The 10,834-nt window shown below is 39.7% G+C and carries 10 protein-coding genes and 5 pseudogenes; 9 read left to right on the forward strand and 6 right to left on the reverse strand.

Annotated elements, in window-relative coordinates; genetic code table 11:
• Nucleotides 1-142: 142 nt before the first annotated feature.
• Nucleotides 143-352 (forward strand): annotated as a pseudogene (locus tag B2W49_RS10015) (hypothetical protein); the annotation flags it as partial.
• A gap of 178 nt (nt 353-530) precedes the next feature.
• Here the strand turns inward: B2W49_RS10015 and B2W49_RS10020 are convergent.
• From B2W49_RS10020 to B2W49_RS10030, 3 genes are all read right to left on the reverse strand, one after another.
• Nucleotides 531-1,490: a hypothetical protein gene (locus B2W49_RS10020; protein WP_074467475.1), complete on the reverse strand. Its 960-nt coding sequence runs from the start codon at nt 1,488-1,490 to the stop codon at nt 531-533.
• A 130-nt stretch (nt 1,491-1,620) separates the two neighbouring features.
• The gene (locus B2W49_RS10025) at nt 1,621-1,938 is read right to left on the reverse strand and encodes a hypothetical protein (RefSeq protein WP_291340599.1); all 318 of its coding nucleotides are present in this window, start codon (nt 1,936-1,938) and stop codon (nt 1,621-1,623) included.
• Between the two features lie 471 nt (nt 1,939-2,409).
• The gene (locus tag B2W49_RS10030; protein WP_291340601.1) at nt 2,410-3,147 is read right to left on the reverse strand and encodes a DpnI domain-containing protein; all 738 of its coding nucleotides are present in this window, start codon (nt 3,145-3,147) and stop codon (nt 2,410-2,412) included.
• Between the two features lie 240 nt (nt 3,148-3,387).
• Between B2W49_RS10030 and B2W49_RS12195 the strand changes: the two are divergent.
• Both B2W49_RS12195 and B2W49_RS10035 read left to right on the forward strand, forming a co-directional pair.
• Nucleotides 3,388-3,618, forward strand: a pseudogene (locus tag B2W49_RS12195) (site-specific integrase); the annotation flags it as partial.
• Between the two features lie 14 nt (nt 3,619-3,632).
• A pseudogene (locus tag B2W49_RS10035) lies at nt 3,633-4,324 on the forward strand (IS1595 family transposase).
• Between the two features lie 12 nt (nt 4,325-4,336).
• Here B2W49_RS10035 and B2W49_RS10040 read toward each other — a convergent pair.
• Nucleotides 4,337-4,659 (reverse strand): annotated as a pseudogene (locus B2W49_RS10040) (hypothetical protein); the annotation flags it as partial.
• 136 nt (nt 4,660-4,795) lie between these two features.
• Nucleotides 4,796-5,662, reverse strand: coding sequence for an SAM-dependent methyltransferase TehB (gene tehB, locus B2W49_RS10045; RefSeq protein ID WP_291340603.1), 867 nt, complete (start codon nt 5,660-5,662; stop codon nt 4,796-4,798).
• 280 nt (nt 5,663-5,942) lie between these two features.
• Here tehB and B2W49_RS10050 point away from each other — a divergent pair.
• From B2W49_RS10050 to B2W49_RS10075, 6 genes and pseudogenes are all read left to right on the forward strand, one after another.
• A pseudogene (locus tag B2W49_RS10050) lies at nt 5,943-6,569 on the forward strand (2'-5' RNA ligase family protein).
• On the forward strand, nt 6,566-7,087 hold the full coding sequence (gene cobU, locus B2W49_RS10055; RefSeq protein ID WP_291340606.1) for a bifunctional adenosylcobinamide kinase/adenosylcobinamide-phosphate guanylyltransferase: 522 nt from the start codon (nt 6,566-6,568) through the stop codon (nt 7,085-7,087). The pseudogene B2W49_RS10050 and the gene cobU overlap by 4 nt, the downstream one beginning before the upstream one ends.
• The gene (gene cobT / locus B2W49_RS10060; protein ID WP_291340608.1) at nt 7,084-8,142 is read left to right on the forward strand and encodes a nicotinate-nucleotide--dimethylbenzimidazole phosphoribosyltransferase; all 1,059 of its coding nucleotides are present in this window, start codon (nt 7,084-7,086) and stop codon (nt 8,140-8,142) included. The genes cobU and cobT overlap by 4 nt, the downstream gene beginning before the upstream one ends.
• Nucleotides 8,139-8,747 carry a histidine phosphatase family protein gene (locus B2W49_RS10065; RefSeq protein WP_291340610.1) on the forward strand — a complete coding sequence of 203 codons (609 nt, stop codon included), beginning with the start codon at nt 8,139-8,141 and terminating at the stop codon, nt 8,745-8,747. The genes cobT and B2W49_RS10065 overlap by 4 nt, the downstream gene beginning before the upstream one ends.
• On the forward strand, nt 8,744-9,487 hold the full coding sequence (locus B2W49_RS10070) for an adenosylcobinamide-GDP ribazoletransferase (protein WP_291340612.1): 744 nt from the start codon (nt 8,744-8,746) through the stop codon (nt 9,485-9,487). Before B2W49_RS10065 ends, B2W49_RS10070 begins: the two co-directional genes overlap by 4 nt.
• A 654-nt stretch (nt 9,488-10,141) precedes the next feature.
• Nucleotides 10,142-10,351, forward strand: a complete 210-nt coding sequence (locus tag B2W49_RS10075) for a hypothetical protein (protein WP_291340614.1) — start codon at nt 10,142-10,144, stop codon at nt 10,349-10,351.
• A gap of 104 nt (nt 10,352-10,455) precedes the next feature.
• On the opposite strand, the gene B2W49_RS10080 is transcribed toward B2W49_RS10075, so the two are convergent.
• The coding region (locus B2W49_RS10080; protein ID WP_414630598.1) for a biotin synthase BioB at nt 10,456-10,834 on the reverse strand (379 nt) is incomplete at its 5' end.

Below are 10,834 nucleotides of genomic sequence, written 5' to 3' on the forward strand. Positions count from 1 at the left end.
TTAATTATTTACTCTATTGTAAAAAATAGACCAGTCGTATTGTTTTTTATTATAACTCATCTACAATGGTTGTAAAGAAATTTTAATCACAGTTTTTGATTGTGAAGAAAAATACTTCTAAATAAAACATGGAGTTATATGTGTGAAAACAGTTATTAATCAACGTATCGTTTTAGCTCAACGGCCAGTCGGTGAGCCAAAACACAGCGATTTTCGTATTGAGTAAGTTGAGCTCAATGAACTTAAACAAGGCGAGATATTGTTAAAAACCATTTACTTGTCACTCGGTCCTTATATGCGTGGTCGCATGAGTGATGCTCCTTCATATGCAGCACCAGTGAAACGAGGCAAATATGTTAGTTCCGACTTAATTTGGCACAGAGCTTGAAAAAGAAGAAATTACCGATTTTGATTAAAGGTGTCGAATCTCTATCAATAAAGCTAACTTTTCATGTTGCATACTAACGCCGCGCTCTGCGGAAAATTTGAAGCGCAGCGGAAAATTTGTCCGACAGCAGCGCCTTGTTAGCTCATTCTGCCATGATTTTTTCCCATCTATACTGACAGTAACTGCATTTTCCTTCATTGTATTGATCTTCTAGCCCCAATGGCTCTTCGCACATTTCACAGTGGGTGTATTCCATTTCATAGTCGCATGCTACACAACAACCTTCTTCATGGATGAAAGTGCTTTTCCCACACTCATGACATTCATCATAAGGAGAGTCGCCACCATCCATTGCATTTCTGATTGCTTCTCCAGCCAAAGAATCATCGATACATTGTTCAAGCACATCATCAAAACAGAAATCATGCCCACATGATTTGCAATGTAAATTAATAGTTGGGTAGACATCATCAGAATACGGTGCTTGTATCAGTGACGAATGGCATTGACTGCAGCGAAGATTCTTTAGCGCTACCTCAACTGAATGATATTTCCAGTCAATTGCATCAATAGTTGCCTTACAAGCTTTCTCTTCTGCCGAGTAAACATCACTCACTTCAAGCAATGTTGCCCAGCAATCATTACCGAGACTTTCTTGAGGGTCTTGATCTAAGTGCTCTGATAAAAAATCCCGAATCAATAGAAACGACTTGGCTACGATTTCACGAACAGCATCAGGAGATTCAGATGTATAGTAGTGCTCTAAATCGTTTCTTAGCTTGTTAATTTCCTCGAATCTATTCCAGTCAACTGCGACGTTCAAGCTGCTGAATCTTTCTTTTATGGACTGAACATCAACCGTCTTGTGGCCTTTACCCTCAAAAACTATTTCGCCTTTTTCATTTTGAACAGGCCTAATGTTTTGCTTAATTAGCAGTTCTTTGTTGTCGCTCGGAGATAGCTGACAGAGTTTTTCTTTGTAAAGCAATAAAATGCCAGCCGCAATGTTTCTTACAGCAGAAACGCTACGCCTATCGTCATCACTTTGAAAATCTTCAACACCAATTTGAATTGAGTCGATCGCATTTTGGATAATGCTCATTGCCTCTCCTGAGAGCTAACGCCTGAGTTAAGCCGGCCTGCGTAGCGGCCGAGCGTTGCGGTATACGTTACCGCATAAACAAGGCCGCGAAGCGGGCTCGGCTTGAACGAACTGTTAGACCGCTGGCCATTCAATTTCGCTTAGAGAAGGCAATGGCAACCAAGGAAAACGCCACGATCCAGACGCCGAAGTTCAATGCGAACATTTCCCAACGAATTTTATCCAAGCCCAGCAAAATACCCAACGCATCGGCAGATCCAACAGGGGAGCTCGCCATCCCATCAACCGCGTATACAAATGGCCAGCCACCTGCAGCTACGTAACAGCCATCTTCGCAGCCCATGATGTCACCGAGTGTGACGTAGGCTTTGCGCGGAACCCAGCTGCTCGCGATAGTCGTGGCTAGCGCGAGTAGGACCACCAAGGCTTCTTGGACACGACGACTCAAAGTGTCTCCTGCGGTCTAACGCCTGAGTTAAGCCGGCCTGCGTAGCGGCCGAGCGTTGCGGTATACGTTACCGCATAAACAAGGCCGCGAAGCGGCGTCGGCTTGAACGAATTGTTAGACCGCGCAGAGTGTTTATTGCTCATGCTCTTGATCTGCAACTAATAGTCCACTGATCTTTTCAAAGCAACGGCCAGATGGCCATATAACATCAACCATATCTAGATCAGAAATATCAAATGGTGGTTCGACAACCTCGCCAACTCCTTGTCCTCGTCCCCATGAGTCGAATGCGTTAGGTTCCCAAGTGTTGGGATTTTTTCGAACTAAGGTTCCAACAACGATTGCTGAAGTCATTGGCTGCGCGGACTAACATTTGCTTAACCTGCGAGGCGTTTTGGCGCGATTCTTGCCGAGGAGCGAAGCGACGACAAGCAAGAATCGTGACATAGCCGAGTCAGGTTGGAGCAGTTGTTAGGTTTTTTCATATTTCCCATTTCCATGAAAAACTATTACACCATCATCTCGAATAAACTGTAATTGTTGCCTTATTTTGTCTTTTATATGATTATTATCTGGAAATAGTTCCTGCAATTCTATTTCTTTATTATATATTTCTTGAAGTGTAAATACTGAATCTAATGAATCCAATATTTTTAATATTTCGATTTTCCATTTTACTTTATTTGAATCAATATTGTACAAATTTGTAATCTTTTGTGATTCTTTAAGTATTCTATTTTTAGATTGTAATATACCATTTTTTACAATATGTAATTTTCCATAACTAGGTATAGGTTCAAATAATAAATTATATCCTGTCCAACCAGCTCTTCTTGCAGATTCTGATAATGGTTTTCGTTTTTCAATTACTTCTTCTGTAATAAATACTTTTGGAACAAATATAACTTCTTTTGATTTAAAACAATCGTTTTCGATTGAATATTCCATTATCAAAAAATTAGGTACAGATTTATTCTCTATTGCGTTAATAAAAGTGTAATACTCAGACCCAATTAATTTTTTACCGATCTTTTTTGACATTGCTTTCAATTGATACTCTTGATTGCAATTTGAACAAATGAAATCATAAACCTTTGTATTTGCTGAATAATCATTAAAGGCATTACCACATAAAGGACAAAATAAATTATTTATTGCCCATTTTTCTGTTTCAATTCGTGCTATTTGTGATTTACTTGTGTATTTCATTTTTCTTCCGCGCCGAAGGCGTCAACCTAACTACAGTTATACGGCAAATTTGCCGCATAACCAAAATGAATTTGCAACATAACTATTTTGACATCCTATTTTTTCTCGTTATATTTCAAATACCTTAAAGATTAAAAACATAATTGTCAAGTTGTGATAATCCAAAATTAAACGCATAAGCAACCACCAAAACTATTAGAAAAAGTCGCTTATACAGGACGATACTGACATTTAAGCCTATCAACAGAACGAGCCTATATCCAATGGATTAAACGCTACATCCTTTATCATAACAAACAACCCCCAAGTATTTTAAACGAAACACATATTAAAAGTTATCTGTCATATTTAGTGAATAATAACGGCGTGAGCAAATCAACCCACAAACGAGCACTCAGTCTATTACTCTTTCTTTATCACCATGTATTAAATATCACTCTGCCATATATTGATAGGGGCTTAGGAAGTTAAGCATATATAAAATTATGGTAACTTCCTTATATGAAAGCAAAAATAGATGCTATTCCCGTTCTAGAATCGCAGAAGCAAAATTCAGGCAAATTATTCGCTTTTTTGCCATGGATTTTACTGCATCTGATACTGCTAAACTCACTAATATTTCTGTGCGATCTATCCATACTATTTACATCAAATTGCATAAAAAGATCGCTGTCCAGTGTGAAAAAATATCTCCCTTCAATTGCATCGTTGAACTGGATAAATCCTACTTCGATGCTCGTCGTGTTCGAGGTAAACGAGGTCGAGGTGCTTCAGGTAAAACGATTGTGTTCGGTCTGCTTAAACGCGATGGAAGTGTTTATAAAAAATTGTTCCTGATTGTTCCAAAGCCACGCTACAAGGAATTATTCGTTGGCATCTAGAACTTGATTCAGTCATCAACACAGATGGATGGAGAGGTTATGATGGTCCTGTCGATATTGGGTTTGAAAAGCACTTAAGAGTAAATCACGGTGACAATGAATTTGCTGGTGGTGAACGTCATATTAACGGTATAGAATCCTTTTGGGGCTATGCGAAAAAGCGGCTCAGTAAATTTAATGGAATTGACAAGAAGATGTTTTATTTGCATCTTAAAGAAACGGAATATCGCTTCAATCATCGCCATGGTAATTTATACCTCGATTGGCTTAAAATACTCCGTAACAACCCTCTTTAACTTCCTAAGCCCCATACCATTATCATCAAGCTCTGGAGAATATTCTCCAAGATTGATGGAGTCTTTTAATTGATTACCCCATAAGTAAGTTTCAACATTTCCTCCAGTCAACGTCACTTTTAACTTTTGCCCTTTTTAGCATAAAATTTGTAGGAATCATACTTGTATCCATCTATCCTTCCGTAATAATTTGCAGAATAAGCTTTTTTTGCAAACTTAACTACAACAGTCTTTCGTATATCATTGTTATCATTTGCAAGTACGGCAGGGCTAAGCATACTTAAAGTTAGGGCCATACAAGCACCAGCTAGTAATTTCTTATTCGCTATTTTCATAGGTTGCCTTAATAGTTTGTATACCTCACTACATAATAACATATGAACCCTTGATCCTAGGCAGTATCTAGGACAAACAACTCCTCGTTTGCAAGCAGCTAAAAAAGATCATTTATTTCAAATTTCTTTTGTACTTCTACTTTTTCCTTGCCAATAATGTCGCAAAACGCTGTTTAATTCGATTACCATCTGCATCCGTACGGTGCAATTCACCGACATTTTCATTGTATTTCACAATATCCCAATCAGCATAATAAGCACTTAACTCACCCGCTTTAAAACTAAAAGGGAAGTCCTGTTGCACAGGGTAATCTTCAGTATCCATTGCGCAAACAATTAAGTTAAAGCCTTGAGGTTTGGTCGCTTGCTGCATATGCTGAATAAGGGGAGGGATAGTTTCAGGCGCCAAAAACATCATTACTACTATACAGTTGATGAAGTCATATTCACCAGTAATAGTGGCATCCTGATTGAAATCCCGAACAGCAGTTTGAATAGATGAAATCTGTTCTGCAGCAATAATTTCATTTAATTTTTGGATACTCACTGGGTTCACATCCCAAGCATCCACTTGAAAACCATTTTGGCTCAAATACAGCGCATTTCGGCCTGTACCACAGCCAACATCCAAAGCTTTACCCGCGTTTAACTGCGGAAGCGCCTCTAAAATTTCAGAATGTGTTGGGCTTAATTTGTATTTTTTAACAAAATAATCTTTAGGCAAACAATAAAAACTGAGCTGACATTCAATATCATCACTGGCAGATACAATTTTATGCCAAGCTTTAGGTTCAATAAAAGGTGGTTGATTTTCCACAGAAAAAATATGCTCAGATTGTACTTCGCCAGATTCTTGCAGCATCGAAAAATGCAATTCGCCTTTTAAAATAGTCAATTTTGCCCATGTGCCGACTTGGGTATTGTGTTGTTTTTTGAACCCTTGTGGAATTGAGTCATAATTCCAAATTGGAAGTTGCTTATAACAGATCAATTCTTGTTGCATCATAAACTCCAGTTGAGCCAATTCTGATGAGGTAAAACTTCATATTGATTCGGGTCTTATATAGATGGATAAATATCATCCACATCTCAGCATAACATTGCAGACCTGTTTCAGCTATCTTCTGAATTTTATTCATCTCATTAAAACTAAAATTATTTAAACCACGTAGATGGCTAAAAATACCAAACTGAAAAAATATTCACAATAAATTGCATGATTTTCATGTCTATTCAGTTGTGAATGTTTTACCATAAGCCGTTTAAATTCATTGAATTATTCCGTGTTTATTCAAGCCAATCAGTACGTTATTCCAACACAGCAGCATGATTATCCTGAATGGCATCGTGGGCGTGAGCGTTATGTACTTTGGTATTTGACTGTTCAAAATCTAGCTTTAGAACGCTATTTACAAGAATTAAAACAGCAATTTTCAGACGTGTTATTTCGCCCAAACCCACGTCAGTTTCATATCACTTTATATATTTGTGGGTTTTATGCAGCAAAAAAATATTGGGAAGATGACTTTCTCGAATCACAATTTCAACAACAATTTCAGGCCTTACGGCAGATGCAACTCAAGCCTTTTCAACTAAAAGTGGGCGGCATTAATAGCTTTGACAGTGCTTTATTTGTAGAGGTGCGGGACCAATCACAGCAACTGGCGCACATACGTCAGGCACTTAGCGCAGGCGGGGCTGAAATCGCAGCCTTGCAGTATCACCCACATATTACTTTGGGCTTATATCAAACAGCGTGTTCAACTAATCTGATTTTGCAGCGTATTCAAAATCTCCCTGTGCAATATTTCGATTTAGATATCCATCATTAAAATTTTGGTTATTATCAGTCACACACTTTACAAGGTGAGCTATTTAGCACACATCAATTTCCTTTGGAGCACATGTGATTCAATTTATTTTAGGTGGTGCGCGTTCGGGTAAAAGCCGTTTGGCTGAACAAATCGCGCAGCAACTTGGCAAAACCGTCATTTATGTGGCAACCGCCCAAGCGGGCGATGCAGAAATGCAGGCGCGGATTCAGCATCATCGACAACAGCGTCCGCAGACTTGGCAGTTGTGCGAAGAGCCTTTGTATTTAGCGCAGCAATTAAAAGTGCTAGATCATCCTAATACTGTGATTTTAGTGGATTGCCTAACCTTGTGGATGAGTAATTTGTTGATGCAATATGCAGAAAACTTTGCCGAACAACAAATTTCAGCATTGCTCGAAGTTTTACCTCACTTACAAGCCGATATTATTTTAGTGAGTAATGAAACAGGTTTGGGCGTTGTGCCTATGGGCGAGATAACCCGAAAATTTGTCGATGAAACAGGGCGATTACATCAGCAATTGGGGGAAATTGCAGACAAAGTCCTGTTTTGCGTGGCAGGTTTTCCAATGCTTTTAAAAGGAGAGAATCAATGAACTGGTGGTTTGCAGCGTGTCAAAAGCCGAACGAACACACTAAACAGCAGGCAATTGCACGTCAACTTCATTTGACCAAACCCACAGGTTCATTGGCAGCATTGGAAAATATTGCGATTCAACTAGCGGCTTTGCAAGGGACAACGCAGCCGAATATTGAACGTCCGTGGATTTGTATTTTCGCGGGCGATCATGGCGTGATGGAGGAAAATATTTCTGCCTATCCACAAGCGGTGACTCGGCAAATGCTAAAAAATTTTGCCACGGGTGGTGCTTGTATCAGCGTTATCGCCCGACAATATCAGGCGCACTTGCAAGTGGTTGATTGCGGAACGGTTGGGGTCGCCTACGAATATGCAGGAGTCGAACGGCATTGTATTCGTGCAGGCACAGCGAATTTTGTCAAAGCCCGTGCCATGACTGAACAAGAATGTGCCGATGCCATGGCACTTGGACGTCAAAGTGTGGAAGATGCCATCGCACAGCAGGCCTCGATTTATGTCGCAGGTGAAATGGGCATCGGAAATACCTGTTCGGCATCAGCTTTATCTTGCTTTTTATTACAAGAATCTGCTGAAGCCTTGACTGGAGTAGGTACAGGAATTGACACTGCGCAATTGCAACATAAAAAACAGGTGATTGATGCTGCTTTAGCTCTGCATCAAAATTATGTACAACATGATGCTTTTAAAGCTTTATGTGCAGTGGGTGGATTGGAAATCGCTGCAATGGTAGGTGCGTATATTCGCTGTGCACAGTTGGGCTTGCCGATGGTGGTCGATGGTTTTATCAGCAGTGCTGCTGCATTGGTTGCCGTGCGTTTAAATCCTCAAGTCCGTGAATGGATGTTATTTGGGCATCAATCGGCTGAATTTGGACATCGTCGTTTATTAGAAGCATTAGATGCACAAGCCTTACTACATCTAAATTTACGTTTGGGTGAGGGGAGTGGTGCGGGAGCTGCATTGGGCATCATCCAACTGGCCTGCACCTTGCATAATCAAATGGCGACTTTTGCTGAAGCTGCGGTTATAGGTGAGAAAGTATCTTCATGATCATGCTGGATCTGTTAAGACATGGCGAAACTGAGTTGGGGCATACTTTGCGCGGTTCAACCGATGATGCTTTGACTGTAAAAGGTTGGCAAGATATGCAGCAGACTTTAAACACGGCAATATCTACAGGGCAACGATGGGATACGGTGGCGAGTTCACCTTTACAGCGTTGCGTCCACGTTGCACAGTCCTTTGCTCAAGCACAACAATTACCACTGTATATTGATGCACAATTTCAGGAAATGCATTTTGGTGAATGGGAAGCAATTTCCACCCAAGTTTTATATGAACAATACCCTGAAGATTTAGCTAAATTTTGGATGACACCGACCCAGTTTGCTCCACCACAAGCAGAATCTTTGCTCAATTTTCAGCACCGCGTTTTGCAAGGGTTGAGCGATCTAAACCAATATTTACAACAACTCGAGCAACCACAACCTAAACGTGTGTTGTTGGTCACGCATGGCGGGGTAATTAAACTGCTCAAAGTATTGGCGCAGAAACACCCCTTAGATGATATTTTAACAATGTCTGCAGCGTTGGGTCAATTGAGTTCATTCCAATTACATCCCAATGGCAAGATTGGTATGCAGGGGCAAACATGACGCCTTTTTGGATCGCCTTACAATTCCTGAGTACTTTCCCTGTTTCTTTAAAACAGATGCCAACTGCAGTGCAAAATGCACAATCACTGCTGTTTTATCCGCTCATCGGCATATTAATTGGGGCTGTGCTTTGGGGAATGGCGCATCTGTTGCAATTCCTGCCCTTGGTACTCAGTAGCAGCTTAATTTTAGTGCTTTGGATTTGGCTAACAGGCGGTTTACATTTAGATGGACTGGCGGATACTGCCGATGCGTGGGTCGGCGGTTTTGGCGATCCTGAACGTAGCTTAGACATCATGAAAGACCCAAGCAGCGGCCCGATTGGGGTATTGAGCTTACTGATCTGCTGCTTATTAAAATGGTCTACGCTATATGTATTGCTTGAGCAACAGTATTTAGCATTTTTGCTATTTGTACCCGTATTAGGACGATTAAGTGCTTTGATTTTGTTTTTAAGTACGCCTTATTTGCGAGCCAGCGGTTTAGGCACTTCTATTCAGGCGCATTTACCCAAAACAGGCGCAAAAATTGTGATTGCATTAACCTTGTTTGGTATGGTGCTTTGGGGATGGATGGGCTTGTTGGCTGTTTTGACTTTTATTCTCAGCATTTTGTATTTACGACATAAATTTATGCAACGTTTGGGCGGAATTACAGGCGATACGATTGGTGCGAGTATTGAAATAACAGAAAGCATGATGTTATTGGCTATTGCAATTCTTTGGTTTTTTTTACATTAGCTTTTAAGTATTTTTTTTCAACCCTGTTGAAAATTGGAATAGTGTAAGCGAATGAATTTTAATTAATTTATGTGCCTAATTTCAGTAAGTAGATGAATTTGTCATTTGTCGGAAAGTTCCTAAATTAGATTTGCTATTTTCTTAAAGTATGATAATAGTAGTTTATGTCAATCAGCCTTGATGGCATTTGTATCTCAGGATGAGATTACAAACTTGATGTATAAATATCAAAAGGAATGTCATTTATGATCAAACTGTTAAAGCAAATTTTCTGTATCCATATTTATGAATATGACGCAATGGATGAAATCGGGGCGCATTTAGAGTGTCGTAAGTGTGGGGATTCTAAGACACAATAATGTTAAGTATTGAATCTGTATTAAAATCGAGTGAGTCTTTATGGCTCACTGTTTTATTTTAGGCTGTAACAGTCTGAATATTTTGCTTAACCTTGCCTGTAAGTATCGATTAGACTAAATTTATTCATTTTCAAAACTATATATCAACCTGGCAGCTTTTGCTGGAGATATTCTTCATCCTGTACGAAGTTTGGTTTATCCAGGCGTGATTAAATTTTCTATCCTCTGCCTACTTTATCTCACAAAGTATTCTGCTTAAAATCTTGTAACCAGAAATATTGAACTGATCCTATCTATGACCAAAAACTTTCAAGAAAAAACGTATATTGTAGATGACAATCTGACAGATACTTTGACTTGGTTGCTGCATCATCAGGACTGTTATGATCGGTTTTATTATGATGCGATTCAGCAACAACTGACGGTTGAACATGCCAACGGGATAGATATCATTAAAGCAGGACAGTATTTGAATGCCAATTACGGAATTTTAATCACCTCTTAAAAGCATTGATGAACAGACTTATTTTGCTGCATAGAGATGAAATGTAACACAAAAAACAAAGTCCCTTGATGGGACTTTGTATATTTGTATAGAAGCTAAGAACTCTAAGCCACAGCCATCGCATCCACCGACAATTCCGAAACCGTTGGCTTGGCACGTTCAGGAACTAAGCCTAATTTTTGGAACAATTGTTTGTCTTTGCCTTCGCCTGCGTTTGGCGTCGTTAAAAGCTTTTCACCTGAGAATAACGAGTTCGCACCTGCCATAAATGCCAGTGCTTGATCTGAATCAGACAATGATTCACGCCCTGCAGATAAACGAATGTAACTGTTTGGCATAATAATACGTTCCACTGCAATGGTACGAATCCACTCAATCACATCTAATTTTTCGACTTCAGCCAGTGGTGTGCCTTCAATTGGAACTAACATATTGATTGGCACAGATTCAGGGTGTAACGGTAAAGTTGCCAATTCATGCAAT

The organism is Acinetobacter sp. UBA801, assembly GCA_002296655.1.
In the GTDB taxonomy this organism is placed as follows: domain Bacteria; phylum Pseudomonadota; class Gammaproteobacteria; order Pseudomonadales; family Moraxellaceae; genus Acinetobacter.

Coding starts and splice junctions, on each gene's coding strand:
- B2W49_RS10020 (WP_074467475.1), bottom strand. CDS start 1,490: ATGAGCATTATCCAAAATGCGATCGACTCAATTCAAATTGGTGTTGAA.
- B2W49_RS10030 (WP_291340601.1), bottom strand. CDS start 3,147: ATGAAATACACAAGTAAATCACAAATAGCACGAATTGAAACAGAAAAA.
- cobT (WP_291340608.1), top strand. CDS start 7,084: ATGAACTGGTGGTTTGCAGCGTGTCAAAAGCCGAACGAACACACTAAA.
- B2W49_RS10065 (WP_291340610.1), top strand. CDS start 8,139: ATGATCATGCTGGATCTGTTAAGACATGGCGAAACTGAGTTGGGGCAT.
- B2W49_RS10075 (WP_291340614.1), top strand. CDS start 10,142: ATGACCAAAAACTTTCAAGAAAAAACGTATATTGTAGATGACAATCTG.
- B2W49_RS10070 (WP_291340612.1), top strand. CDS start 8,744: ATGACGCCTTTTTGGATCGCCTTACAATTCCTGAGTACTTTCCCTGTT.
- tehB (WP_291340603.1), bottom strand. CDS start 5,662: ATGCAACAAGAATTGATCTGTTATAAGCAACTTCCAATTTGGAATTAT.